This is a genomic window from Marinobacter sp. G5_S1_61_S3, from assembly GCF_054968585.1.
On sequence record NZ_JBQKUK010000012.1, the window covers coordinates 34,317 to 59,376 of the forward strand.

Below are 25,060 nucleotides of genomic sequence, written 5' to 3' on the forward strand. Positions count from 1 at the left end.
AGTAAACTGCCCGTCTCTTAACGGCGGGCAGTCCATGACCAACATCCCGGATCAAGATTATCAGCAGCGCGCGTCCTGGCGCAGGCTTACTGTTTTCAGCCTGATATTTATCGCCATGACCGCCGCCGGGCTCTATGCAGTGTACGACCAGTTCGCCGGGCGCAGCGTAACCTTCGACGACCGACTGGTCTCGCCTCAGGCGCTTGTTTCCATCATTGCCCTGCTGGTGGTCTACTTTGCGGCGGACGGGCTGCGGTTGCACTTCACCCTTCGGGCACTGGGGCACCGCCTGCCCTTCCCGGCGATTTTCCGGCTGGTGTTCATCAACCTGTTCTTCTCCAACGTGACGCCCATGGCCACTGGGGGTGGCTTCGCGCAGATCTGGTATCTCCAACACCATGGCGTGCCGGTCGGCCGCGCCACGGCGGCCACCACCATCCGCACCGTAATCGCGGTGATCTTTATCTTTTCGCTGACCCCCGTATTCCTGCTGACTCTGAATGCCCTGGATAACCAGCCCCTGGTCGGAGAACTGGGGCCGGTGCTCGCTGTGTTGATTCTCCTGTATCTCGGTTTTTTCATGGTGGTGCTGTTCCGTACCCGATGGCTGATTGCACCCTTGGGCCGGCTCTTGAGCACACTGCACCGGTTTCACCTGATCGGGGAACGCCGGCATCAGCGCTGGCAGTTCAAGGCCAAGCGGGAGATGCTGCGTTTTTCTCACAGTTTCGGCGACTACCTCCGGGGCCCCAAACAGTTCGTCGCGCTATCAGTGCTGTTTACCTTTGTGTTCCTGCTCAGCCTATTCAGTTTCCCCGCGTTGCTGATCTCCGCACTGGATTACGAGGTAGACTACCTGGTGAGCACGGGACTACTGGTGGTTACCACCTTTGTGATGTACTTTTCACCCACACCCGGTGCGTCTGGCATTTCGGAAGGGGTGTTCGGCAGCTTCTTCCGGGACATACTCACGGCCAACCACCTGGTACTGGTGACCATTAGCTGGCGATTCATCACCATCTACCTCGGCATGCTGGCAGGCCTGGTGATACTGCAGCGGGAACTGGTGAGAAACAGGAAGGCATCCCAATGACACGACGTCACCCGTTAAAAGTGCTGTTTTACATCAGCCTGACGATTGTTGTGCTGCTGATCGGGTACAAGGCCTACCTGAACCTGTTCGAGCCGGATTTCGAGGCCCTGCACACGGAACAGGTCGCCCGCATTCACGACATGCTCTCTGATGATGGCGGTTTCAGTTTCGCGGTCGTGGGCAACATCAACAATTCCGTGGGCGTTTTCGAAGAACGCATGATACCGGCCCTCAACCAGTCCGGCGTGGATTTTATGGTGTCCGCCGGTAACGCAGTGAGTGGCGGCGGCGAGGACAAGTACCGGGCCATCCAGGGCTCGCTGACCCACCTGGACATTCCCTACCTGCTGACCTTCGGTGAAAACGAGTACGAGAACTTTGGCAGTTACCGGTTTTACGACCACTTCGGCCCTCACTTCTTCAGCATCAAGGCCGGCGGCGCCCGCCTGATCTTCCTCGACAGCACCGGCAAGACGCCCTGGCGATGGCAGATCCGCTGGCTCAATGACCTGTTAAGCCAGGAGCCCAACCGGCTGCGCTTTCTCTTCATCGGTCACCCGCCGCTCCACCCGGATCAGGAAGCCCCTTTCGAGCAGGATAATGATTTCCTGCACCCCCCTGAGTTCCGCACCGCCCTGATGGACGCCATCGACCGGCACGATGTGGATATGGTGTTTTCAGCGAACCTGTCGCTGTATGCGGATCAGGTCGAGGGTGATACACGTTTCATCACCACCGGCGGAGCGGGCGGGCTGGTTCTGAACAACGACACCAGTTTTTACCACTATGTGCGCGTTGATGTGAGCGACGACGGCGAAATCAGCCATTCGATGGTGCGCCTGGAAGCGAGACAACACCCTGTATTGAGTACCCTGGAATCCCTGTGGTTCTTTATCTACTCGCTGTTTTATGTGGGCTATGTAAACTTCATTCTGCTGGTGGCAGTTTTCGTACTGATCAGCACCAAGCTTTACACCGCTATTTTCGTGGCGAAAGACTACTATCCGGACTACGATCTGGACCCCCAGCCCTGGCTGTCGAAACCCTTGCGGGTGGCCATGTTCACCAACAACTACCTGCCGTTCATTGGCGGCGTGCCCATCTCCATCGCACGCCTGCGCAAAGGCCTGGAAACCCTGGGGGACATCATCCTCATCGTTTGCCCCCGCTATCGCGACCAGCCACGCGAGGAGACCAATGTGGTGAGAGTGCCCTCCCTGCTGGCTATGGGGGAGAAACGAGAGTTCCGCCTTGCCAACATCTTCCTGGCAAGAATCCGCCGACAGGTCAGAGCGTTCAAACCCGACATCATTCACCTTCACCACCCCATCTGGCTGGGCTCGCTGGGGCTGTTCGTGGCCCGGCGCCTGAAGGTGCCGGCGGTGTATACCTACCACACCCGGCTGGAGCACTATGCCCACTTCGTGCCGCTGCCGGGCAATCTGTTCCGCAACCTGATTTCCCACGAGCTGATCAAACGCTTCGCCAACAAATGCGATGGCGTGATTGTGCCCACCTACTCCACCGAGGAATACCTGCGGATGATCGGTGTGAAAAGCCCCACATTCGTTCAGCCTACGGGCATTGAGTACCAGAAGTTCCAGGAAGTGGACGACAGCGACGTTCGCAAACTGCGGAACTCCCTGGGCATCGGCAATGAGACCGTGTTTGTCAGCGTCTCGCGGCTGTCCAACGAGAAGAACATTGATTTCATGATCGATGCCATTGAGGAGCTTCGTCGGCGGACAGACCGCCCTTTCCGGTTTCTGATGATTGGTGAAGGGCACCAGCACGAACGACTGCAGCAGCGCATTGATGAACTGGGACTTCAGGATTGCTTTACACTCGTCGGCTCCATCCCGCCGGACGATATGGCCACCTGGTATCACCTGGGCGATGCCTTCCTGTTCGCCTCTAAATCCGAAACCCAGGGCATGGTGATCCTGGAAGCCATGGCCGCCGGGTTACCAGTGGTGGCGGTGCGTTCCAGTGGCATTGAAGACGTAGTGCGCCACGGCTACAACGGCTTCAAGACGCCGGAAAAGCAGGACCAGTGGTGTGACCATGTGCAACAATTGCTGGAAGACGACACCCTGCGCCAGGAACTGGCCGAGCACGCACTGGCGTTCGCGGCGGACTATTCCGTCGAGCAGTTTGCCCGTGATATGCGGGAAATCTACGCCCTGACCCTGGCGCGATCAGCCTCCCGCTGAGTGATTCATCACGCCGCTTTTAACATTGGAGATGATCGGTCTAGACTGGAAAAGCGTACTTTAAAAGACCTTTTTCGATTCGGAGACTGACAGTGACAGGCATTCCCGTTGGTATCAGCACCTGCCTGCTGGGCAAGGAAGTTCGCCATGATGGCGGCCACAAGCATTCCCGCTTCTGCACCCAGGTACTTTCCCGCCATTTCGAGTTTCGTTCCATCTGTCCGGAGCTGGAAGCGGGCCTCGGTGTGCCCCGGCCCGCCATTCACCTGCGTGAATATCACGACGGCCTGAAGCTGATCGAAACCAAAGGCACGGCGGACCATACGGATGCCATGCAGGGATTTATCGACCAGGTTCTACCGACTCTGGCGGAGTTGCGGGGCTACATCCTGATGGCCAAGTCTCCCAGCTGCGGCATGGAGCGCATCAAGGTGCACAATGAAGATGGCAATGTCACCCGCAGGGATGGCCGGGGACTGTTTGCTGAGGCACTGATTCGTCGCTACCCGCTGATGCCGGTGGAAGAAGAGGGCCGCCTGAACGACGACATGTTGAGGGAAAACTTTATAGAGCGAGTATTTGCCTACGATGACTGGATGCAGAACGTGGCTGGCGACAACCTCACCGCCCGTGCACTGATCGAGTTCCACACCCGCCACAAGTTCCAGCTACTGGCTCATTCCGAGAAGATCTATCGGCAGTTGGGGCCAATGCTCGGCGACCTGAAATCAGAGCCGTTGAAAGACATTGCTGACCGATACATCGCATCGTTCATGGAAGCGATGACCCAGCGGGTCAGCCGGGGTTCCCACGTGAACGCCATGCAGCACCTGATGGGTTATCTGCGGGATTCCATGGCGGACGAGGACCGGCAGGTACTGATGGAGCAGGTAGACGCCTACCACCGGGGCGAAGTACCGTTGGTGGTGCCGATGACCCTGCTGCGGATGGCCCAGCGGCGGGAGCCGGTGGACTACCTCAGCAGCCAGAAGTACCTGACCCCCTACCCGGATGAGCTGGGGCTCAGGAATCGGGTATAACGCCTGGTCAGAATCCGTAGAGCAGTGACACAGACACCTGGGTGTCGGTGTCGTCGGCCCCTTCCGGCTCGTCGGAAACATGCTGGACCAGATACGCGGCCTTCATGGACAGGTTACCCACAACGGTTGCCTGTATGGATGTTTCCGATTCACTGATGGTGTTGTTCTCTGACAGACCGATTTCGGTACTCAGCTTCTGACGAAACAACGCTGTATCGGACAGAGCGTAATCGAACTTGCCTGCCAACCGGGCGATGGCTTCTTCTTCCTCTTGATTGCCGTCTGCTTCCGGTTCCTCGAGCCGGTTAAACCGGTAACCGCCACCGACAGACAGGTCAAGAAAAGAGCGTTTGCCACGTTGCCAGACCCGGTTACCGTAACCGGTGGTCAACGAGGACTGGAAGTCATACCCGGAAAATCGGTCGTCTTCATACGCTCCGCGTACGAACAGGTACTGGCTGCCCTCGAATTTGTAATCAGACTGCACTTCAGCGCTGTATTTTTCGGCCGTCGTGGTGTCATCCGTCTCTGAATAGGTTGAACGGAAATCACCGGTATTCCGCCAGTCCGCGATCTCATGTTTCAGCCCGAGACGACCGTTGACGTTGGTTTCCTCCGTGTTGCCGGAGGTGATCAGCACACCGACTTCCCCTTCGCCTTCCCACTCTTCAAACTCTTGGCCGAAAACCATGGGCGATGCCGCCAGTGTGACGACCGCCAGGGTTGCTCTGAACTGCATGGAATCTCCTTGTTTCCTGTCAGGATTTCGCGCGGCGCTCCCCCATAGCACTTTTGCGGGCCTGCTCCTCACGTTCTGCCTTTTTACGGGCCTTGCGCTCCGCAATGAGACGTGCCGCTTCGCCGCCCACATGGGTTTCACCCCGCTGTTCCGCCAGTCGCATTTGCCGCTCACGCTCGGCAAAACGGGCTTTCTGCTCCTCCGTCAACGAATCGATGCAACGGTGGCAACTCACGCCCTGCTCATACTCCGGGCGCTGCTTGTCTTCCTCGGTGATCGGCCGGCGGCAGGCGTGGCACTGATCGAACTCACCCCGTTCCAGCTTGTGGTTCACCGTTACCCGGTCATCGAATACAAAGCACTCTCCGTGCCACAGGCTTTGTGATTCCGGGACTTCTTCGAGGTACCGGAGAATACCTCCCTTCAGGTGGTAGACCTCATCAAACCCCTGCTCCTTCAGGAACGCCGTGGACTTTTCACAACGGATGCCGCCGGTGCAGAACATGGCCACCTTCTTGTGTTTCGAAGGGTCCAGGTTCTCTTTGACATACTCCGGGAACTCACGAAACGTATCCGTGGCCGGGTTCCTGGCGTTCTGGAAAGTCCCAATCTCCACTTCGTACTGATTGCGTGTGTCCACCACCAGTACGTCCGGATCGGAGATGAGATCATTCCATTCTTTCGGGTCTACATAGGTGCCGACGATCCGTTTCGGGTCGATGCCCTCCACACCCATGGTGACGATCTCTTTCTTGAGCTTCACTTTGGTCCGCTTGAAGGGCTGGATGTCGACGAACGATTCTTTGTAGTCGATGCCTTCGAACCGCTGATCAGCCTCCAACCAGCCGCGAATGGCATCCACACCTTCACGACTGCCGGCTATGGTGCCGTTAATGCCCTCACGGGCCAGCAGCAATGTGCCGTGTACCTCTTTCTCCAACATCAGATCCAGCAATGGCTGACGAAGGGTTTTGTAATCATTCAGGACTGCGAACTTATAAAGCGCACAGACAACAACATCCTGGCTCATGAGTCTGGTTTCTCCTGCGGGCCGGACCGTAAATCCGGAGCATGGTTGATAATCGCCAACGGGCGTGAGGGTGCCATTCTAACGAATACGGGCGAGGGAGAGTATTACGGGGGGTTACAGGGACGTCATTAACAATGCCCGGCGCCCCAAAGGCGGCACCGGGTGATCAGGCTATGCTCAGAACAGAACAGCAAAACCCACGGAGACGCCGGAAATTTCTGCGCCATCCTTATCGATGTACTGCATGTACTCGCCGTTGACCTGAAAATCCTTGTTGATGTTCAGGTTGGCGCCCACGCCGTAGGAGATATCGGACTCAGACTCCGAGTCACTGAAAGAGTTACCAAACCCGCTCGCGGAGGCCGTCAGTTCACCCTTGGTGACGCCAACAATGGCGTAGGGGTATACGGGGCTTTCGTTGGGAAGGCCCAGAACCATGTAGCCACCCACCAGGTAATCCAGTTCAAGATCCAGGGATACACCGTTAAAACTGGTCGAGTCGTCTTTGGCGCCGAAACCGGCACGGAACTCGGCTGCCAGGTACGGGTTGATTTGCGCACCGGCCTTGCCCACCAGGGCGCCCAGGTCAAAGTCTTCAGAAATGCCATCTTCTTCGTAGGTTACGAAGGCGTAGTTGAGGCCCACATAGCCACCTTCCAGGGAATCCTGTGCAGCCGCACCGGATGCAAAAGAAGCCATTACGGCAAAGGCCGAACCCAAAACAATCTTATTCATCACTACTTGCTCCTTGATGAAGGCTTGCCCCAGAGCCTCAACTTCTTGCGTTTATCCGTCGATTTTGAGGGCACATGAATGATAATTCATTTTGTGAGAAATTCCCCGACCCCAACTAAAAAAACTCCCGCCGTACGGGAGTTTTCCAGGGAGAACCGGTCGCCGTATTATTGCTGGGAACCGGCCAACTCCCGCTCAACCACCGCCGACAACTGCCCCCATCCGGGGCGGGTCAGGCGGATATTGTCCACCAACACGGTTGGAGTACTGGTAACGCGAAGCTGCATGGCCACTCGACGGCTCTGTTCGATTTCTTCGACGTGAAGATCTGTCGTCATGCACCGGCTGAAACGGCGCTCATCGAGCCCCAGGTCCTCAGCGTAGCGGCTAAAGGTATCAACCGGGCTGCTGGAACCACTCCATTCGGTCTGCATGTCGAACAACTTGTCGTGCATGACCCAATAGCTGTCCTGGTCACCGGCACAGCGCGCTGCCTGGGCCGCAGGCATGGCGTTGTCGTGTTGCTGGAGTGGCAGATCAAAGTACACAAACCGCACCTTGCCGGACTCCACGTATTCCTGTTTCAACTGCTGGCTGGCGTCCGAAAAACGCGCGCAGGCGGGGCACTGGTAGTCTGCGAACTCCCGCACCACCACGGGCGCGTCTTCGTTACCAACGGAGACGCCGAAGCGATCCAGCTGGGCAGGAAACGGGTCGGCATTGGGGCCGGCAACCGGCAACTCATCCGAGGTGGGGGCCGGGCTCGCGGTCAGGAAAAAGACGCCCACCGCAACAAAAACAAGAACGATGACACTGATGCCGATATACAACGACTTACGATCTTTTTTCCTGTTGGGCGGCGGTGCGCCGGTCTCTTTTCTTCTTTTTGCCTCGCCCATGGTAGAGCTCCTTATTGTTTATTCATTCGTGGACGTTTTCATGCGGTAATGAGCACGCTAAGATCTTTATACATTACATAAGTTCCAACAAAAATTAAGGAATTCTCATGGCCTTACCTGAATCCCTGAAGACATCGCTGAGTCTCCCGCTGGTGGCGGCACCCATGTTTCTGATCTCCGGACCGGAGATGGCGCTGGCCTGCTGCAAGCAGGGCATCGTTGGCAGCTTCCCGGCCCTGAACCAGCGCACCAGCGAAGGCTTCGAGGAATGGGTGATTCAGATGAACGAAGGCCTGAAGGACTTCCGGGAAACCCATCCGGGCCAGACAGCCGCGCCTTACGCCGTGAATCTCATCGTTCATCGCACGAACCCGCGCTGGGAGGCCGATCTGGACCTGTGCGTCAAACACCAGGTGCCCATAGTGATCACCTCCCTGGGAGCCGCCACCAAGGTGACTGAAGCAGTGCACAGTTACGGCGGCCTGGTCTTCCACGATGTCACCAACCAGAAACACGCCCGCAAAGCGGCCGAAGCAGGCGTGGATGGCATTATCGCGGTGTCTGCCGGTGCCGGCGGCCACGCTGGCACCATTAATCCATTCGTGCTGGTGCACGAAATCCGCGAGGTGTTCGATGGCGTGATCCTGCTCGCCGGCGGGCTTTCCAACGGCGAAGACCTCCTGGCGGCTCAAGCCATGGGCGCGGACCTGTGCTATCTGGGCACACGGTTTATCAATACCACCGAATCGCGGGCGGAAGCAGCCTATCAGAACATGATCATCGAGGCGGTATCCGGCGACATTATCCACACACCGGCGGTGTCAGGGATTCCCGCCAACTTTATGCGTCAGAGTCTGGAAGCCGCCGGCTATCCCATGGATAAGCTGAACCAGGCCGGTGAGCTGAATTACGGCGATAAGCTCAAGCCCGTGGACGACGAAGCCAAAGCCTGGAAAACCGTCTGGTCCGCCGGCCAGGGCGTCAGCCAGATCACCGATGTTGTATCGGTCAGCGATCTTGTCGGGCGAATTGGTGATGAATATCGACGTGCCCGTGCGCGGCTCTGTGAGTAGAGCCGCCGAGCGCACTTATACCCGAAACTGGGATGCCTTGCCCTGCAGGGTGTCCAGTAGTTCCCCGATCTGCCCGCTGGCCTGATCTGAGCGCTCAATGGCGTCAACGGTTTCACCGGACAGGCGGGCAATGTCCGTCACGCTGACGCTGACTTCCCCCGCATTCCTGCTCTGCTCTTCCGCAACCGCCGAAATCTCAAGCGCGCGTTTCTGCAAACTACCCAGCATTTGGTTGATCTGGTCGAAGTGCTCGTCGGCGCGACGGAATTCGGCGGACGATTCCGCCACCTGCCCCGAAACCTGATCAATCACGGTCACGGCCTGGCGGCTGCCCCGCTGAAGGCGATCAATAATGCCCTGAATTTCCGTGGTGGATTCCTGGGTGCGGCTTGCCAGGGTACGCACTTCATCGGCCACGACCGCAAAGCCGCGCCCGGATTCGCCCGCCCTCGCCGCTTCAATGGCAGCGTTGAGCGCCAACAGGTTGGTCTGCTCAGCAATAGCTCCGATTACCGAGAGCACGGAATCAATTTCCGTACTCTGGCTGTTCAGCTCATTGACCGCCGCGACGGCCTGCTCCACGTTAGCAACAACCTGATCCAGACGCCCTCTTACATCACGGGAAATCGATGCCGTTGCCTCACTCTCCGCGTTTACGTTCTGGACGGAACCGGCTATTTCCTGGACGCTGTCAGCCACTTCGGCAATGCTGCCCGACATTGCCGACATGGTCTCCGACACCTCCGCCACTTCCTGCTGCTGGCGATTAACGGCCGATACCGCATCGCGGCTGATCTGACCTTGTTCTCTGGCTCTCTCAGCGGCTGATTCGGCGGACGACTTTACCTCTGACACCAACTCCTGGATGCGCGCAATGAACTGGTTCATGCCCCGTGCCATTTCCGTCAGTTCGTCGCGGCCCTTGAGGGATACCCGTCGGGTCAGATCGGCCTCACCGTCGGCTATCTGCCAGATCGCCGAACTCAACCGGAGCACACGGGGAAGAAGGCCGCCGCCGAGCACGGCCGCCACCAGAACGATCAGTACAACCACAGAACCGATGGCAAGGAATGAGAGATTGGAGGCAAGGCTCCCCGCCTCACGGTCCAGTGCCTCCACGGTGCTATCAATACGTGCCTGCGTGTCTCCACCCATGGTGGCAAGCTGTTGCTGCAGGCGCTGGTTGACCTCCCCGGTCTCAGCCTCCAAAGTCTGGCGCAGCGCGTCGATACTGTCGGTGATGGTCTCACTGAACTCTTCTTCCAGAGCAGCGAGATCACGGTTGATCCCTTCCAGTGAGAGCCCCATTTTCAGCTGACCAATCGCTGTGCCCTGAGGTTTGATATCGGCGGTGATAATCACCACGTTGGGGTCGCGGCTTGCCGCATCCAGGACCTTATTTGCCGCACCACGGCCCTCCCCCTGCTCCATTAAGGTGCGTACGCGATCATCGGTGCGATCGACATAACGGGTCAGCCTTTCCCCGTACTGATCGTAATAGACTGCAAAAAGAACCGACTCCCGGGCATCCGCCAGCTCAATGAGATCCGTCAACCGCGGCACGTCCCGATCCCAGATCAGCGGCGCGGCAACCGCGGCCAGCACCTCCGCCAGCCCCTGCGCTTCAGACATCACTGCCGACCGAACGTTGTTCGCCACCCGCTCCTGCTGAGCCGTCTGCTGGCGCGTCAATTCACCCGCCAACTCTTCCGTGGTCCTCTGCTGCATGAGCTGCAGGCGATTACGGACGTCTTCGCGCGTGTCACCAAACGACCCACTGACTTCACGGCTGCTGGCCTCAAGGGCGGAACCGGCGGTCTCCACCAGGCTGTCCACCTGATTGGATATCAGCCACTGGCTCATGGCGACCTGCACCACACCGGCAACGATCAGAATCAGGAAAACAGGTCGCAGCAAGCGGCTCGTTACCAGCGCCTTCAGAAAACGAGGGGTCATACGGGCTCCATCAACACGTGTGAATCACACATTCCGGCGGCAGGGCTCGGCCTGCCCGTCCAGACTTATGATTGACTATAGAGCAAAACCCGGACCACGGAGTGACGCAATCATGTACGGATTTTGTAACGGCCCGGTGAAATTCTTTGAAACTGAGAATCCGGCAGACGAGTACCGTTAGTATGACGGGGACTCGTTTGTGAACTTTCGTGCCCAATTGGCGTAAGCTCCCAGACACATCAATGAAAACAGGTGAAAAAATGCTGGGATTCCTGAAGGGCGATCCAAAGAAGAAACTGCAGAAGGAATACGAAGCCAAGCTTCAGAAGGCGCTGCATGCCCAGCGCAATGGTGACTTACGTACCCATGGCACGTTGATGGAGGAGGCGGAGAAAATTTACGCAGAGATTGAAAAACTTTCCACCAAAGGATAAAACGTATTTTGCGGTAAATCGGTCTATATAGAAAACAGATGGCATCATGACCCATACATTACGGCGTTTCGTCAGATCCATACTGATGCCATTGCTTGCGGCTCTCAGCTTCCATTCTGCCGCTAACGATCAGCGTCAGCCCACCTACCGATTTTGCGAAGACCCTTGGGCCCCCTACACCGTCGGCGAAATCAGCATGCCACCCAAAGCCGGCATGGCCGTTGAACTGTTCGAGGAACTGGAACAACGCCTGGGCATGACGTTGCATCTCAGGCTTTTGCCCTGGAAACGCTGCCTCTTATGGGCTAAAGAAGGCAAATACGATGGCGTGATGTTGTTGACCCGCAATAAGGATCGATCCCGATATCTGAATTTCACCGTGGCGATCCACCAGGATGCCAACGTGGTCTGGGCTTTGAAGGACCGTACTTTTGAGCGAGACTTCCGAACATTCAAAGACTTTCAGGGCTTGAGGATAGGGCTGACGGAAGGATTCAACTATGGAGAGGCCTTTGACCAGGCAGTTGAGGAATACCGGCTGAAGGTAGACCCGGGCCCAACCATCCTGAGCAATTTGTTGAGGCTTGCTCTGGGGCGAATCGACGTCTTTTTTGTCAATCGGGTTGCCGGTGAATCGGCCATTGAAGACCGCCCGAACCTGCGGAAAAAGCTCACTCACCACCGGGGGCCGTTCGAGGCGGTTCCATTCTTCATTGGTCTGTCAAAGTCGTCACCGATCGGGGAAGAGGTTGCTCGCTTCGATGAGGCACTGGAGGACATGAAACAGGACGGAACCATCAACCGGATTTTTGGAACCGATAGCCACTGAGAGACTGCTCAGAAATGTGGAGCGCCAGGGATGGCGCAACCAAGCCCTAGATGGAGGTATTTAAGGGCGTTTTCTGAACAGTCTCTGCCACCGCTGCACGCCCGCCATGTCAGCGGGCTACAGAGGCAAACCCCAGGGCTTATCGAACCTTGGGATCCAGCTCACCAGAAGCATACCGCTCAAACATGCGTTCAAGGTTAACCGGTTTGATCTTGCTGGCGTTGCCGGCTGTGCCGAAGGCTTCGTAGCGGGCGACGCAGACTTCCGTCATCGCCTTCATGGTTTCCTTCAGGAATTTACGCGGGTCGAATTCGGCCGGGTTCTGGGCCAGGAAACGACGGGTTGCGCCGGTGCTGGCCAGGCGCAGATCGGTGTCGATGTTGACCTTGCGAACACCGTGCTTGATGCCTTCAACGATTTCCTCAACCGGCACACCGTAGGTTTCCGGGATTTCACCGCCGTATTCGTTGATGATCTTCAGCCACTCCTGGGGCACGGAGCTGGAGCCGTGCATAACCAGGTGGGTGTCCGGGATGCGGGCATGGATCTTTTTAATCTGCTCGATGGCCAGGATGTCACCGGTCGGCGGACGGGTGAACTTGTAAGCACCGTGGCTGGTTCCGATGGCTATGGCCAGGGCGTCCACGTGGGTTTTCTTGACGAAATCCGCCGCTTCTTCCGGGTCGGTCAGCATCTGGCTGTGGTCCAGGGTGCCCTCTGCGCCAATACCGTCTTCTTCGCCGGCCTGCCCGGTTTCCAGTGAGCCCAGGCATCCCAGTTCGCCTTCTACAGAGACGCCACAGGCGTGGGCCATTTCCACAGTGCGGCGGGTGACGTCGACGTTGTATTCGTAGTCGGTAGGAGTCTTACCGTCTTCACCCAGGGAGCCGTCCATCATTACGGAGCTGAAGCCTAGCTGAATGGAGCGCTGGCATACGGACGGGCTGGTGCCGTGATCCTGGTGCATAACCACCGGAATATGGGGAAACTCTTCAATGGCCGCCAGAATCAGGTGACGCAGGAAGGGGGCGCCGGCGTATTTGCGGGCGCCGGCAGAGGCCTGAACAATCACCGGAGAGTCGGTCTTGTCGGCCGCCTCCATGATCGCGCGCATCTGCTCAAGGTTGTTCACGTTGTACGCCGGCACACCGTAACCATGCTCGGCGGCGTGGTCCAGCAGTTGCCGCATCGATATCAGGGCCATTGGGGTTGTCTCCTTGGTTTATTAAACAATGTCTTTGGCAGACTTACCTAGTTTGGAGCCTGCTGCGGAGGGCCGAGAAGCTCTTCCGGGACACGCCGTGAATACGTCCCTGTAGGCTCGTAAAAAACATCCCTGTTTTTTACGGTCCCGGAAGAGCTTCTCTGCCCTCCTTGCGATTCAAGCTTGTGCTATACGCCGCGCTCTTCAAGAACTGCGACAGCTGGCAACGTCTTTCCTTCCACAAATTCCAGGAAAGCACCGCCACCGGTGGAAATGTACGAGATTTTGTCACTCACACCGTACTTGTCAACGGCAGCAACGGTATCACCGCCGCCAGCCAGGGAGAAGGCGTCGCTTTCGGCGATGGCTTTCGCCAGGGACTGGGTGCCGTTGCTGAACTGATCAAATTCAAAAACACCAACCGGGCCGTTCCAGAGGATGGTTTTGGCGCTTTTTAGCAGCTCGGCGAACTGGCCAGCGGTTTCCGGGCCAACGTCGAGGATCATGTCATCATCGCTGACGTCGGAGATATTCTTCGTGGTGGCGGTCGCGGTTTCCGCGAATTCGCTGGCAACCACAACATCCACAGGCAGCGGTATTTCAACGCGGGAGGCGATTTCCCGGGCCGTGTCGATCAGGTCGTGTTCGCACAGGGATTTGCCGACCGGGTGACCGGCGGCCGCCAGGAAGGTGTTGGCGATGCCGCCACCGACGATGATGGAGTCGCAGACTTTTTCCAGGGCGTTGAGTACGTCCAGTTTGGTGGACACTTTGGAGCCGCCGACAATCGCAACCACGGGTTTGGCCGGGTTATCCAGGGCCTTGCCGAGGGCTTCGAGCTCTGCTGCCAGCAGCGGGCCGGCGCAGGCTTCGGGCGCGAAACGGGCAACACCATGGGTGGAGGCCTGGGCGCGGTGGGCGGTGCCGAAGGCGTCCATCACGTACACATCGCACAGGGCCGCGTACTTTTTGGAAAGCTCTTCGTCGTCTTTCTTCTCGCCCTTGTTGAAGCGGACGTTTTCGAAAAGGACGACTTCGCCGTCGGCTACATCAACGCCCTCGAGATAATCGGTGATCAGGCGGACTTCCTGGCCCAGAACCTTGCTGAGGTGGTCGGCTACCGGCCTCATGGAGGAGGCTTCGTCGTAAACGCCTTCTTCCGGGCGGCCGAGGTGGGACATCAGCATGACCTTCGCGCCTGCATCCTTTGCGGCCTTGATGGTGGGCAGCGAGGCGCGGATGCGGGCGTCGCTGGATACTTCGCCGTTCTTTACCGGTACGTTGAGGTCTTCACGAATCAGCACCCGCTTACCTGCGAGGTCCAGATCGGTCATTCTCTTGATAGTCATCGTTGTTCATCCCCTGATCAAAAAATGTGTCAGTGGCTGGAGAGCCAGTGTTTACTGACATCCAGCATCCGATTAGCGAACCCCCACTCGTTATCAAACCAGCAAAGCACCTTTACCATGGTGCCGCCGGTTACGCGCGTCTGGCCTCCGTCCACGATGCCGGAGTGGGCGTCGTGGTTGAAATCGGAGCTGGCCAGAAGCTCATCGGTGTAGCCCAGAATGTGTTTCAGCGGGCCATGGGCGGCGTTTTTTAGTAAGTTGTTCACCGCCTCCACCGAGGTGTTTTCTCTGACATTCACCACCATGTCGATTGCCGACACGTTCATGGTGGGCACCCGCATGGCCACCGAGCTGAACTTGCCTTCCATGTGAGGCAGCAAGCGCTCAATGCCCTTCGCAAGGCCTGTGTCGACCGGAACAATATTGTGCAGGGCGCTGCGGGTTCGGCGCAGGTCCTGATGGTGGTAGGCGTCGATCACCGGCTGGTCATTCATGGCCGCATGAATAGTGGTTGTCGTGCCGTGCTCCACCCCCAATGCGTCATCAAGTACCTGGATAACCGGCACCAGGCAATTGGTGGTGCAGGAGGCAGCAGCCACGATACGATCAGACTCGGCCAGTTGGTCCTGATTCACGCCATAAACAATGGTGCGATCCACATCGGATTCCGCTGGTTGTGAGAACAGCAGGCGTTCAGCACCAGCCTTCAGGTGTTGCTCGGCCGTCGCACGGTCGGTGAAAGCACCGGAGCACTCCAGCACCAGATCAATGCCCAGCTCGTCCCAGGGCAGCTCCGATGCTTCGGCGCAACGGACGACGCGAATACGGTCCCCGTTTACCAGCAGGGAATCGCCCTCAACGTTTATCTCACCCTGGAATCGACCATGGGTGGAATCGTAGCGGGTGAGATGGGCAATGGTATCGATGTCCGCCAGCTCGTTAATCGCGACCACCTGAAGGTGATCGCGAAAACGACTCTCGTAGAGTGCACGCAAGACGCACTGGCCGATACGGCCGTATCCATTGATGGCGATGCGATACGGTGCAGCGGTGCTCATCAGGCTTCCAGCAACTCCCCGGCCACAGCGACAATGTTGTCTACCGTAAAGCCGAATTCCTTGAACAGCTCACCGGCAGGCGCAGACTCACCGAAGGTGCTCATGCCCACCACGCGGCCGTCCAGGCCAACGTACTTGTACCAGTAATCTTCAATAGCGGCCTCGACGGCGACCCGGTTGGTCACTTCGAGCGGCAGCACTTCCTGCTTATACGCGGCGCTCTGGGCGTCGAAGGTGTCTGTGGATGGCATGGACACCACGCGAACCTTGTTACCCTTCTGGCGCAGCGCTTCGGCCGCGTCCTGAGCCAGCCCCACTTCACCACCAGTGGCGATGAGAATCAGGTCCGGCGTGCCTTCGCTGTCTGACAGGATGTAGCCACCCTTGGCGATGTTGGCCAGTTGCTCGGCATCACGCTGCTGGTGCGGCAGTCCCTGACGGGAAAAGACCAGCGCAGTCGGGCCATCGACACGCTCCAGGGCAGCTTTCCAGGCGACCGCTGACTCAACGGCATCCGCCGGGCGCCAGGTGCTCATATTAGGCGTGGTGCGCAGGCTCGCCAACTGCTCGATGGGCTGATGCGTAGGACCATCTTCGCCCAGACCAATGGAGTCGTGGGTGAACACATAGATGGAGCGCTGTTTCATCAACGCGGCCATGCGCACGGCGTTACGGCAGTACTCCATAAAGATCAGGAAGGTAGCGCCGTAAGGTACGAAGCCGCCATGCAGGGCGACGCCGTTCATAATGGCTGCCATGCCGAATTCGCGAACACCGTAGTAAACGTAGTTACCGCTGGCGTCTTCTTTGGTCAGTGGCTTGCTGCCATTCCAGATAGTGAGGTTGGAGCCTGCCAGGTCGGCAGAGCCACCCAGCAATTCCGGCAGCATCGGGCCATAGGCGTTCAGGGTGTTCTGGGACGCCTTGCGGCTGGCAACAGTTTCGCCTTTGTCCTGGCACTCCTGAATATACGCCTGGGCCTTCTCGGAGAAGTCCGCCGGCAGTTCTCCGGCCATACGACGCTTGAGCTCAGCGGCCAGTTCCGGTTCCGCCTTTTCGTAGGCGGCAAATGCCTGTTCCCACTCGGTCTGCGCGGCAGCGCCTTTTTCACGGGCATCCCAGGCACCGTATACTTCCGACGGGATCTCGAAAGCACCGTGGTTCCAACCCAGCTTCTCGCGGGTCAGTGCAATTTCGTCCTCACCCAGCGCAGCGCCGTGACAGGCTTCGGTGCCTTGCTTGTTGGGGGAACCAAAACCAATGATGGTCTTGCAGCAAATCAGTGTGGGCTGAGTTGTGTTCGCCCGGCCGGCCTCAATCGCAGCGCGAACGGCCTCCGGGTTATGGCCATCAACCTCGGGAATGACCTGCCAGCCATAAGCTTCGAAACGCCTGGGTGTGTCGTCGGTAAACCAGCCGTCCACTTCACCGTCGATGGAGATGCCATTGTCGTCGTAGAACATGATCAGCTTGCCAAGGCCCAATGTGCCAGCCAGGGAAGACACCTCGTGGGAAATGCCTTCCATCAGGCAACCATCGCCCAGGAAGGCGTAGGTGTAGTGATCAACAACATTATGGCCAGGGCGGTTGAACTGCTCCGCCAGGGTTTTCTCCGCCAGCGCAAAGCCGACCGCATTGGCAATACCCTGCCCGAGCGGCCCCGTGGTGGTTTCAACGCCCGGTGTATAACCGTACTCAGGGTGGCCCGGGGTTTTGGAGTGCAGTTGACGGAAGTTCTTGATGTCGTCGATGGAGACGTCATAGCCGCTCAGGTGCAGCAGGGAATACTGCAGCATGGAGCCATGGCCGTTGGACAGCACAAACCGGTCACGGTTAGCCCAATTGGGATTTGCCGGGTTGTGGCTAAGGAAATCGTTCCAGAGGACCTCGGCGATGTCCGCCATACCCATGGGAGCGCCCGGGTGGCCGGATTTGGCTTTCTGAACCGCATCCATGCTCAGCGCGCGAATGGCGTTGGCGAGATCTGTGCGAGACGGCATTGACGTTTCTCCAGTTTTTGGTCGGCAAAAGGTGAACGGTTAAAAAGAAGGCGCGTATTTTCGCCGATTAGTGACCACCGGGGCAAATCGGCGACACTCTTTTTATGGAAGTTTTACGGATGTTTTCAACGCCGGAATTTTTGCACAGAAATTTTATCTGATTTTTCAAACAGATCTAAATCTATATCAATTTATTTTGATATAGATGTTGATTGCCCGGAAAGACATGCCTACACTTCTTTCCCATGACATCCATGACCACACCTGCAACTGACCTGTCCTCCGTGGACGCCCTGGCACCGATCTTCAAAGCGAGCGGTGACCCGTTACGCCTGGAGATTCTGCGGGTGTTGCGTCGGGACACCTTCGGTGTACTGGAACTGAGCCAGCTCTTCGAGATGCGCCAGTCGGGCATGAGTCATCATTTGAAGGTGATGCACAAGGCAGGACTGCTGGAACCCCAGCGGGAAGGCAACGCCATTTTCTACCGGCGCCCCCTGAACCTCGAAAGCGACAAGCTGACGGACCAGACCATCCGCCAGGTTTTCCAGAGCGTGGACCGTATTCCGCTGCCTGAGCATCTGCAGGAAAAGATCGAAGCCATCCGCAATCAGCGCGCGGACCAGTCCCAGGCCTTCTTCTCCCGTTACGCCGAAAAATTCCGGGAGCAACAGGAACTCATTGCCGCGTTTGACCTCTATGCCGAACCGGTGGCGAATCTGATTCGTAATCGTTCCGAGCGTCATGACTGGAAAACGGCCCTGGAAATCGGTTCCGGTGAAGGTGCATTCCTGCCGGTGCTCTCGAAGATCTGCAGGCACGTGGTGGCACTGGATAACTCCCGCGACATGCTGGCCAAGGCCACCCGTACCTGCATCGAAGAACGTCTGAACAATGTCGATCTGATTGAAGGTGTCACCGACAACCTGTTGGCTCGTGGTGACGATTTTGATCTGGTGGTGGCCAACATGGTCCTACACCACGTACCCAGCCCCGCGGACATTTTTCTCGATGCCTCAGCATTGATGAACGCCGGAGGTTGCCTGTTCGTCAGCGATCTGTGCAGCCATGACCAGGATTGGGCGAAGGAAGCCTGCGGCGATCTGTGGCTGGGCTTTGAACCGGAAGAGCTTACCAGTTGGGCCACCGATGCAGGCCTGGTTGCTGGTGAGTCGCTGTTCATCGGGCTGAGAAACGGCTTCCAGGTGCAGGTGAGAGAATTCTGGAAAACCGCAGAGTCCACATAGGACAGAAATCAAAACTGTATCAATTTTTTTTGATATAGAAATATGCAGACTCTGAAAACTGATTTACGATACCAACATCACAACTGCCGGCTTCAATCAAAAATCCATTGCCGGCCCGAATTTGCAACGCTCACAGAGGAGCAACCCTATGTCTGATTACAGCGTCTTTACCTCCGAATCGGTCTCTGAAGGCCACCCTGATAAATTGGCTGACCAGATTTCCGATGCCGTCCTCGACGCCATTCTGGTTGATGACCCCCATGCCCGGGTTGCGTGCGAAACCATGGTAAAGACCGGGGTCGCTATCGTCGGTGGTGAAATCACCACCAGCGCCTGGGTGGATCTGGAAGACCTGGTGCGCGGCGTGATCAAGGACATCGGCTACACCTCCTCTACCGTGGGCTACGACGGTGACACCTGCGGCATTATCAACATCATCGGCAAGCAGTCCGTGGACATTGCCCAAGGCGTTGACCGCCAGAAGCCGGAAGACCAGGGCGCCGGCGACCAGGGCCTGATGTTCGGCTACGCCAGCAACGAAACCGACGTGCTGATGCCGGCCCCGATCACTTTCTCCCACCGTCTGGTACAACGCCAGGCCGAAGCCCGCAAGAGCGGCTTGCTGCCATGGCTGCGCCCCGATGCGAAAAGCCAGGTCACCTGCCGCTATGAAAACGGCAAGGTCACCGGCATCGACGCCATTGTTCTGTCCACCCAGCACGACGAAGACGTGTCCCAGACAGATCTGAAAGAAGCCGTCATGGAACTGATCGTCAAGCACGCTCTGCCGGCGGAGTTGCTGCACAAGGATACCCAGTTCCACATCAACCCGACTGGCAAGTTCGTGATCGGCGGCCCTGTGGGCGACTGCGGCCTGACCGGTCGCAAGATCATTGTCGACACCTACGGCGGCATGGCCCGTCACGGCGGCGGCGCCTTCTCCGGCAAGGACCCCTCCAAGGTGGACCGCTCCGCGGCCTATGCCGGCCGTTACGTGGCCAAGAATATTGTCGCTGCTGGCCTGGCTGAGAAATGCGAGATCCAGGTGTCCTACGCCATCGGCGTGGCGCAGCCAACATCCATCTCCCTGAATACCTTCGGCACCGGGAAGATCAGCGACGACAAGATCATCAAGCTGGTCCGCGAGCACTTCGACCTGCGCCCGTATGCAATTACCAACATGCTGGACCTGCTACACCCGATGTATCGGGCCACCGCGGCCTACGGCCACTTCGGGCGTGAGCCGGTGGAGATGACGGTTGGCGGCAAGACGTTTACTGCCTTCCCATGGGAGAAGACAGATCGGGCTGACCTGTTGAAGGATGCCGCTGGTATTTGATTTGAAGACCGGTCGTACACACGACCATCACCACTATTTATACGACGGGAGAACACCATGAGCACTCCGGCAGAAAAACTGAAGCAATTCGATGATTACAAAGTTCGCGATATCTCTCTCGCGGGCTGGGGCCGTAAGGAAATCAACATCGCCGAAGGCGAAATGCCTGCGCTGATGGCCCTGCGTGAGAAATACAAAACCGAGCAGCCGCTGAAAGGCGCCAACATCATGGGCTGCATTCACATGACCATCCAGACCGCCGTGCTGATCGAAACACTGGTTGAACTTGGCGCCACAGTGCGCTGGTCATCGTGCAACATCTTCTCGACCCAGGATCAGGCAGCCGCCGCTATTGCCGAGAGTGGTGTCCCTGTTTTCGCCTGGAAAGGTGAGACCGACGAAGAATACGACTGGTGCCTCGAACGCACCGTTGGCGCCGACGTAGAGGGCTGGGAACCCAACATGATTCTGGACGACGGCGGCGACCTGACGGCCCTGCTCCATGAAAAGTATCCGGAGATTCTGGCTAACTGCCACGGTGTCACCGAGGAAACCACCACCGGTGTACACCGCCTGCAGGAAATGCTGCGGGACGGCAAGTTGAAAGTGCCGGCCATCAACGTCAACGACGCAGTGACCAAGTCCAAAAACGACAACAAGTACGGCTGCCGCCACAGCCTGAACGACGCCATCAAGCGCGCCACCGACCATCTGCTTTCCGGCAAGAAAGCGCTGGTCATCGGCTACGGCGATGTGGGCAAAGGTTCTGCTGCGTCCCTGCGTCAGGAAGGCATGATCGTGAAGGTGACCGAAGCCGACCCGATCTGCGCCATGCAGGCCTGCATGGACGGTTTCGAAGTGGTGTCGCCATACTTGGATGGCGTTAACACCGGCACCGAAGCCGGCGTGGACAAGGCGCTGCTGCAGAACACCGACCTGCTGGTCACCACCACCGGCAACATGAACGTGTGTGATGCCAACATGCTCAAGGCGATCAAGAGCGGCGCCGTAGTGTGCAACATCGGCCACTTCGACAACGAAATCGACACCGCCTACATGCGCAAGAACTGGGAGTGGGATGAGGTCAAACCGCAGGTGCACGTGGTGTATCGCGATAAGGCCGCCAACGACCATCTGATCCTGCTGTCCGAAGGCCGCCTGGTGAACCTGGGTAACGCCACCGGTCACCCGTCACGGATCATGGACGGTTCCTTCGCCAACCAGGTGCTGGCGCAGATGTACCTGTTCGAGCGCAAGTTCGCCGACCTTCCCGAAGAGGCCCGCGAAAAGGGTATCTATGTTCAGGTTCTGCCCAAGCATCTGGACGAGGAAGTGGCCCGCGCCATGGTGGAAGGCTTTGGTGGCGTGATCACCAGGATGACGCCTGAGCAGGCGAAGTATATTGGGGTACCGGTCGAAGGCCCGTACAAGCCGGAAAGTTACAAGTACTGATCAGGTAGCAGCATGGAAACCCAGAAACAGTTCAAACGCCGCTTCAGCTTTGAGTTTTTCCCGCCCAAGACCGACAAGGGCTGGGAAAAGCTGCAGGGCGTGCGCAATACGCTGGCCGAGGTTGACCCGGATTTCTTCTCGGTCACCTTCGGTGCCGGCGGCTCCACCCGGGACCGCACCGTGCAGACGGTGCTGGACCTTCACAAACGGGGCGTGTCCACCGCGCCGCACCTGTCCTGCGTGGGCGCCACCCGCGACAGCATTGCGGAGCTGCTGGATGTTTACCGCGACAACGGCATCAACCGCATCGTCGCCCTGCGAGGCGACATGCCATCCGGCATGGGCGCCGCCGGTGAACTGCGTTACGCCAATGAGCTGGTGAGTTTTATCCGCGAGTACAGCGGCGATACCTTCAATATTGAAGTCGCGGCCTACCCGGAGTTCCACCCCCAGGCCCGCACCGCGGAAGACGACCTGAAAAACTTCGCCCGCAAGGTTGAAGCAGGCGCCAACAGCGCCATCACCCAGTACTTCTTCAACGCGGACAGCTACTTCTACTTTATCGACCGTCTGGAGAAGATGGGCGTTACCATTCCGGTGGTGCCGGGCATTATGCCCATCGTCAACTTCTCCAACCTGACCCGCTTCTCGGACATGTGCGGTGCGGAGATCCCCCGCTGGATCCGCAAGCAGCTGGAAGCCTACGGCGACGACAGCGACAGCATCCGCAAGTTTGGTGAGGAAGTGGTCACCGAAATGTGCGCGAAACTGCTTGCCGCCGGGGCGCCCGGGCTTCACTTCTATACCCTGAACCAGGCGGAACCAAGCCAGAGTATCTGGAAAAACCTGGGAATTGGTGAGCGGGAGAAGATTGCGTTTTAAGATTCGCTGCTTTCCCCAACGCTCCCCAAACCCTCTCCCTCCATGGGAGAGGGCTCCCCCTCCAACCATTTGATTTTCTGCATTTCTCCGCCTGATGGTCTAAAGTGTAAGGGTTGCAGTTCCACAAACCGCCCCCGGAAAGAACAGGCTTGATCAGCCCGCATTTCTGGAGCACTCCACCGGGTGCACGGGCAACAAAAGTAAAAACAGGAGATTGTATGAGCACCAAATGGCTTAAGACGGTTGGCGCAACACTGGCACTTACCGTTGCCGCAGGCACTGCCAGCGCAGAGACCCTGCGCGTCGTCACCGACCCCAGCTTCGTGCCGTTCGAGATGATGGATCAGGAAACCGGCGAGATGATCGGTTTCGACATGGAGATCATCCGCGAAGTGGCAGACCGTGCCGGCTTTGAGATCGACCTGAACACCATGGACTTTAACGGCATCATCCCTGCCCTGCAGACGGGCAACGTGGACATCGCCATTGCCGGGATCACCATCACCGAAGAGCGTGAAGAAATCGTTGATTTCTCCGATCCGTATTACGACTCCGGCCTGCGCATCCTGGTGCGCCAGGACAATGGAAAAGTCGAGGAAATTTCAGACCTCGAAGGTGTGAAGATCGGCACCAAGATCGGCAGCACCAGCTACGACTACCTGATGAAAACGCTGGACGAAAATGACGGCGTAACGCCCTACCCAGGCAGTTCAGACATGTACATGGCGCTTATGTCAGGCGCCGTTGACGCTGTGTTCTACGATGCGCCTAACGTTGGCTACTTCGCCAGCACCCGTGGTGAAGGCAAAGTTAAAACCGTTGGCAAGCTGTACGAAGGCCAGCAGTACGGCATCGCCCTGAAAAACGGCAGTGAGTGGGTGGATGACGTTAACGAAGCCCTGGCTTCCATCAAGGAAGACGGCACCTACAAGAAAATCTACGAGAAGTGGTTCGGCCCCATGCCGGAAGACATGTAAAACTGAAAACCACAGCCGGGGTGTACAACACCCCGGCTGGTAACTCCCCATCCAACGGAGACATCCACTGTGGAATTCCAGTTTCAGTTTGACTGGCAGGCAGCCATCAACGCCGTTCCTTATTTGCTCAAAGGTATTCCCTATACCCTGCTTATTTCTTTTGGCGGCCTTGCCATTGGTTTTGTGCTGGGCATTATTTTCGGCCTGTTGAGCATCAACAAAAAATGGTTTTTTCGCTGGCCCGCAACCGCGTACATCGAAATTTTCCGCGGCACCCCCATTCTCGTGCAGGTGCTGTTTATCTTTTACGGTCTGCCCGACCTTGTTGGCGGCCCGATTGACCCGCTGACCGCCGGTATCGCCGCCATTGCCCTGAACTCCGGCGCCTATATTTCCGAAGTGGTCCGGGGCGGCGTGCAATCCATCGACAAGGGCCAGACCGAAGCCGGCCTTTCCCTGGGCCTGTCGCGCTCCCAGACCTTCTGGTCGATTATCTGGCCCCAGGCCTTCCGCCGCATGATTCCGCCCTTGGGCAATCAGGCGATCGTGAGCATCAAGGACACATCACTGTTCTCGGTCATCGGTGTGGGCGAGCTGGTTCGCCAGGGCCAGGTGTACATCGCCAACACCTTTACTGCCTTCGAGGTCTACTTCGTGGTGGCGATCATGTACCTCGCGATTACCCTCTCCCTCTCACTCGTGCTCCGCCTGATAGAGCGGCGCGGACTGGCTTCTGTCTGAAGGATAGGTACCCATGACACAGATCGTGCAAATGCAGGGCATGAACAAGTACTTCGGTACCCTGCATGTCCTCAAGGAAATTGACCTGACCGTTGAAGCCGGCGAAGTGGTGGTGGTTATCGGCGCCAGTGGCTCTGGCAAATCCACCCTCATCCGCTGCGTTAACGGCCTGGAAGAGTTCGAGTCCGGCAAGCTGGTGGTGGACGGTAACGAGCTTGCCCCGAAGAGTGGCAACCCGAAAGCCCTGGCTGAAATCCGCAAGGAAGTCGGCATGGTGTTCCAGCAGTTCAACCTGTTCCCGCACCTGACGGTGAAAAAGAACATCATGCTCGCGCCCCGAAAGGTCAAGGATGCCCCCGAAACTGTCGCCAACGCCACGGCGGAGAGACTGTTGAACCGCGTCGGTATCGGCAGCCAGGCTGACAAGTTTCCCAGCCAGCTCTCGGGCGGCCAGCAGCAGCGCGTAGCCATTGCCCGCGCACTGGCCATGGAACCCCGGCTGATGCTGTTCGACGAACCCACCTCCGCGCTGGACCCGGAAATGATCGGCGAAGTGCTGGACGTGATGCGAGAGTTGGCCAAGGAAGGTATGACCATGATGGTGGTCACCCACGAAATGGGCTTCGCCCGGGAAGTGGCCGACCGCGTGATCTACATTCACGAAGGCCAGATTGTCGAGGAAGGCAAACCGGCGGATGTGTTCGACAATCCGCAGAATGAACGCACCCAGGCATTCCTGAGCCGGGTGTTGGCGCACTGACTTACGACCC

General features: G+C 57.8%; 22 protein-coding genes. 13 read left to right on the forward strand and 9 right to left on the reverse strand.

Annotation, left to right across the window (positions count from 1 at the left end; genetic code table 11):
* Positions 1–34: 34 nt before the first annotated feature.
* The 3 genes from ACTRWH_RS13095 (at position 35) to ACTRWH_RS13105 (ending at position 4,346) form a co-directional block, all read left to right on the forward strand.
* Positions 35–1,093 carry a lysylphosphatidylglycerol synthase transmembrane domain-containing protein gene (locus ACTRWH_RS13095; RefSeq protein WP_136633093.1) on the forward strand — a complete coding sequence of 353 codons (1,059 nt, stop codon included), beginning with the start codon at positions 35–37 and terminating at the stop codon, positions 1,091–1,093.
* Positions 1,090–3,306, forward strand: a complete 2,217-nt coding sequence (locus ACTRWH_RS13100) for a glycosyltransferase (protein WP_085679343.1) — start codon at positions 1,090–1,092, stop codon at positions 3,304–3,306. Before ACTRWH_RS13095 ends, ACTRWH_RS13100 begins: the two co-directional genes overlap by 4 nt.
* Positions 3,307–3,398: 92 nt before the next feature.
* A complete protein-coding gene (locus tag ACTRWH_RS13105; RefSeq protein ID WP_462826487.1) occupies positions 3,399–4,346 on the forward strand; it encodes a DUF1722 domain-containing protein in 948 nt (315 codons plus the stop codon).
* 7 nt (positions 4,347–4,353) lie between these two features.
* Here the strand turns inward: ACTRWH_RS13105 and ACTRWH_RS13110 are convergent, their stop codons facing one another.
* From ACTRWH_RS13110 to ACTRWH_RS13125, 4 genes are all read right to left on the reverse strand, one after another.
* Complete coding sequence (locus ACTRWH_RS13110) at positions 4,354–5,085, reverse strand: DUF481 domain-containing protein (RefSeq protein WP_126811704.1); 732 nt, start codon at positions 5,083–5,085, stop codon at positions 4,354–4,356.
* Between the two features lie 19 nt (positions 5,086–5,104).
* Entirely contained in the window at positions 5,105–6,115 is a 1,011-nt protein-coding gene (gene trhO, locus ACTRWH_RS13115) for an oxygen-dependent tRNA uridine(34) hydroxylase TrhO (RefSeq protein WP_151982957.1), read from the reverse strand.
* Between the two features lie 177 nt (positions 6,116–6,292).
* The gene (locus tag ACTRWH_RS13120) at positions 6,293–6,850 is read right to left on the reverse strand and encodes a porin family protein (protein WP_228211016.1); all 558 of its coding nucleotides are present in this window, start codon (positions 6,848–6,850) and stop codon (positions 6,293–6,295) included.
* Positions 6,851–7,017: 167 nt separating this feature from the next.
* On the reverse strand, positions 7,018–7,749 hold the full coding sequence (locus tag ACTRWH_RS13125; protein ID WP_462826488.1) for a thioredoxin domain-containing protein: 732 nt from the start codon (positions 7,747–7,749) through the stop codon (positions 7,018–7,020).
* A 107-nt stretch (positions 7,750–7,856) separates the two neighbouring features.
* Between ACTRWH_RS13125 and ACTRWH_RS13130 the strand changes: the two genes are divergently transcribed.
* Entirely contained in the window at positions 7,857–8,822 is a 966-nt protein-coding gene (locus ACTRWH_RS13130) for an NAD(P)H-dependent flavin oxidoreductase (protein WP_091642953.1), read from the forward strand.
* Between the two features lie 15 nt (positions 8,823–8,837).
* Here ACTRWH_RS13130 and ACTRWH_RS13135 read toward each other — a convergent pair whose 3' ends face one another.
* Positions 8,838–10,778 carry a methyl-accepting chemotaxis protein gene (locus ACTRWH_RS13135; protein WP_462826489.1) on the reverse strand — a complete coding sequence of 647 codons (1,941 nt, stop codon included), beginning with the start codon at positions 10,776–10,778 and terminating at the stop codon, positions 8,838–8,840.
* Between the two features lie 260 nt (positions 10,779–11,038).
* Between ACTRWH_RS13135 and ACTRWH_RS13140 the strand changes: the two genes are divergently transcribed.
* Both ACTRWH_RS13140 and ACTRWH_RS13145 read left to right on the forward strand, forming a co-directional pair.
* Positions 11,039–11,212 carry a DUF6435 family protein gene (locus ACTRWH_RS13140; protein ID WP_151983155.1) on the forward strand — a complete coding sequence of 58 codons (174 nt, stop codon included), beginning with the start codon at positions 11,039–11,041 and terminating at the stop codon, positions 11,210–11,212.
* Between the two features lie 46 nt (positions 11,213–11,258).
* Positions 11,259–12,041, forward strand: a complete 783-nt coding sequence (locus ACTRWH_RS13145; RefSeq protein WP_199480779.1) for a substrate-binding periplasmic protein — start codon at positions 11,259–11,261, stop codon at positions 12,039–12,041.
* Between the two features lie 139 nt (positions 12,042–12,180).
* Here the strand turns inward: ACTRWH_RS13145 and fba are convergent, their stop codons facing one another.
* The 4 genes from fba to tkt form a co-directional block, all read right to left on the reverse strand.
* Positions 12,181–13,245: a class II fructose-bisphosphate aldolase gene (gene fba / locus ACTRWH_RS13150; RefSeq protein WP_085679317.1), complete on the reverse strand. Its 1,065-nt coding sequence runs from the start codon at positions 13,243–13,245 to the stop codon at positions 12,181–12,183.
* Positions 13,246–13,433: 188 nt separating this feature from the next.
* Entirely contained in the window at positions 13,434–14,594 is a 1,161-nt protein-coding gene (locus ACTRWH_RS13155) for a phosphoglycerate kinase (RefSeq protein WP_462826490.1), read from the reverse strand.
* Between the two features lie 29 nt (positions 14,595–14,623).
* Positions 14,624–15,652: a type I glyceraldehyde-3-phosphate dehydrogenase gene (gene gap / locus ACTRWH_RS13160; protein ID WP_462826491.1), complete on the reverse strand. Its 1,029-nt coding sequence runs from the start codon at positions 15,650–15,652 to the stop codon at positions 14,624–14,626.
* Positions 15,652–17,652, reverse strand: a complete 2,001-nt coding sequence (tkt, locus tag ACTRWH_RS13165; protein ID WP_085679308.1) for a transketolase — start codon at positions 17,650–17,652, stop codon at positions 15,652–15,654. The genes gap and tkt overlap by 1 nt, the downstream gene beginning before the upstream one ends.
* Before the next feature lie 245 nt (positions 17,653–17,897).
* Between tkt and ACTRWH_RS13170 the strand changes: the two genes are divergently transcribed.
* The 7 genes from ACTRWH_RS13170 (at position 17,898) to ACTRWH_RS13200 (ending at position 25,050) form a co-directional block, all read left to right on the forward strand.
* Positions 17,898–18,899 carry a metalloregulator ArsR/SmtB family transcription factor gene (locus tag ACTRWH_RS13170; RefSeq protein ID WP_136633559.1) on the forward strand — a complete coding sequence of 334 codons (1,002 nt, stop codon included), beginning with the start codon at positions 17,898–17,900 and terminating at the stop codon, positions 18,897–18,899.
* Between the two features lie 148 nt (positions 18,900–19,047).
* Positions 19,048–20,238 carry a methionine adenosyltransferase gene (gene metK / locus ACTRWH_RS13175; protein WP_434049631.1) on the forward strand — a complete coding sequence of 397 codons (1,191 nt, stop codon included), beginning with the start codon at positions 19,048–19,050 and terminating at the stop codon, positions 20,236–20,238.
* 57 nt (positions 20,239–20,295) lie between these two features.
* Positions 20,296–21,690 (forward strand): adenosylhomocysteinase, encoded by a 1,395-nt coding sequence (gene ahcY, locus ACTRWH_RS13180; RefSeq protein WP_462826492.1) that lies wholly within the window; start codon positions 20,296–20,298, stop codon positions 21,688–21,690.
* Positions 21,691–21,702: 12 nt separating this feature from the next.
* The gene (gene metF / locus ACTRWH_RS13185) at positions 21,703–22,572 is read left to right on the forward strand and encodes a methylenetetrahydrofolate reductase [NAD(P)H] (protein ID WP_041334077.1); all 870 of its coding nucleotides are present in this window, start codon (positions 21,703–21,705) and stop codon (positions 22,570–22,572) included.
* A 218-nt stretch (positions 22,573–22,790) separates the two neighbouring features.
* Positions 22,791–23,549, forward strand: coding sequence for a transporter substrate-binding domain-containing protein (locus ACTRWH_RS13190; RefSeq protein ID WP_075194435.1), 759 nt, complete (start codon positions 22,791–22,793; stop codon positions 23,547–23,549).
* Between the two features lie 69 nt (positions 23,550–23,618).
* Entirely contained in the window at positions 23,619–24,290 is a 672-nt protein-coding gene (locus ACTRWH_RS13195) for an amino acid ABC transporter permease (RefSeq protein WP_041334074.1), read from the forward strand.
* 13 nt (positions 24,291–24,303) lie between these two features.
* Complete coding sequence (locus ACTRWH_RS13200; protein ID WP_036208977.1) at positions 24,304–25,050, forward strand: amino acid ABC transporter ATP-binding protein; 747 nt, start codon at positions 24,304–24,306, stop codon at positions 25,048–25,050.
* Positions 25,051–25,060: the final 10 nt, after the last annotated feature.

What these genes read in the sequence shown, in the direction of transcription:
- ACTRWH_RS13095 (WP_136633093.1), top strand. Translation starts at nt 35, where the DNA reads ATGACCAACATCCCGGATCAAGATTATCAGCAGCGCGCGTCCTGGCGC.
- ACTRWH_RS13100 (WP_085679343.1), top strand. Translation starts at nt 1,090, where the DNA reads ATGACACGACGTCACCCGTTAAAAGTGCTGTTTTACATCAGCCTGACG.
- ACTRWH_RS13110 (WP_126811704.1), bottom strand. Translation starts at nt 5,085, where the DNA reads ATGCAGTTCAGAGCAACCCTGGCGGTCGTCACACTGGCGGCATCGCCC.
- trhO (WP_151982957.1), bottom strand. Translation starts at nt 6,115, where the DNA reads ATGAGCCAGGATGTTGTTGTCTGTGCGCTTTATAAGTTCGCAGTCCTG.
- ACTRWH_RS13120 (WP_228211016.1), bottom strand. Translation starts at nt 6,850, where the DNA reads ATGAATAAGATTGTTTTGGGTTCGGCCTTTGCCGTAATGGCTTCTTTT.
- ACTRWH_RS13125 (WP_462826488.1), bottom strand. Translation starts at nt 7,749, where the DNA reads ATGGGCGAGGCAAAAAGAAGAAAAGAGACCGGCGCACCGCCGCCCAAC.
- ACTRWH_RS13130 (WP_091642953.1), top strand. Translation starts at nt 7,857, where the DNA reads ATGGCCTTACCTGAATCCCTGAAGACATCGCTGAGTCTCCCGCTGGTG.
- ACTRWH_RS13135 (WP_462826489.1), bottom strand. Translation starts at nt 10,778, where the DNA reads ATGACCCCTCGTTTTCTGAAGGCGCTGGTAACGAGCCGCTTGCTGCGA.
- ACTRWH_RS13140 (WP_151983155.1), top strand. Translation starts at nt 11,039, where the DNA reads ATGCTGGGATTCCTGAAGGGCGATCCAAAGAAGAAACTGCAGAAGGAA.
- ACTRWH_RS13145 (WP_199480779.1), top strand. Translation starts at nt 11,259, where the DNA reads ATGACCCATACATTACGGCGTTTCGTCAGATCCATACTGATGCCATTG.
- fba (WP_085679317.1), bottom strand. Translation starts at nt 13,245, where the DNA reads ATGGCCCTGATATCGATGCGGCAACTGCTGGACCACGCCGCCGAGCAT.
- ACTRWH_RS13155 (WP_462826490.1), bottom strand. Translation starts at nt 14,594, where the DNA reads ATGACTATCAAGAGAATGACCGATCTGGACCTCGCAGGTAAGCGGGTG.
- gap (WP_462826491.1), bottom strand. Translation starts at nt 15,652, where the DNA reads ATGAGCACCGCTGCACCGTATCGCATCGCCATCAATGGATACGGCCGT.
- tkt (WP_085679308.1), bottom strand. Translation starts at nt 17,652, where the DNA reads ATGCCGTCTCGCACAGATCTCGCCAACGCCATTCGCGCGCTGAGCATG.
- ACTRWH_RS13170 (WP_136633559.1), top strand. Translation starts at nt 17,898, where the DNA reads ATGACATCCATGACCACACCTGCAACTGACCTGTCCTCCGTGGACGCC.
- metK (WP_434049631.1), top strand. Translation starts at nt 19,048, where the DNA reads ATGTCTGATTACAGCGTCTTTACCTCCGAATCGGTCTCTGAAGGCCAC.
- ahcY (WP_462826492.1), top strand. Translation starts at nt 20,296, where the DNA reads ATGAGCACTCCGGCAGAAAAACTGAAGCAATTCGATGATTACAAAGTT.
- metF (WP_041334077.1), top strand. Translation starts at nt 21,703, where the DNA reads ATGGAAACCCAGAAACAGTTCAAACGCCGCTTCAGCTTTGAGTTTTTC.
- ACTRWH_RS13190 (WP_075194435.1), top strand. Translation starts at nt 22,791, where the DNA reads ATGAGCACCAAATGGCTTAAGACGGTTGGCGCAACACTGGCACTTACC.
- ACTRWH_RS13200 (WP_036208977.1), top strand. Translation starts at nt 24,304, where the DNA reads ATGACACAGATCGTGCAAATGCAGGGCATGAACAAGTACTTCGGTACC.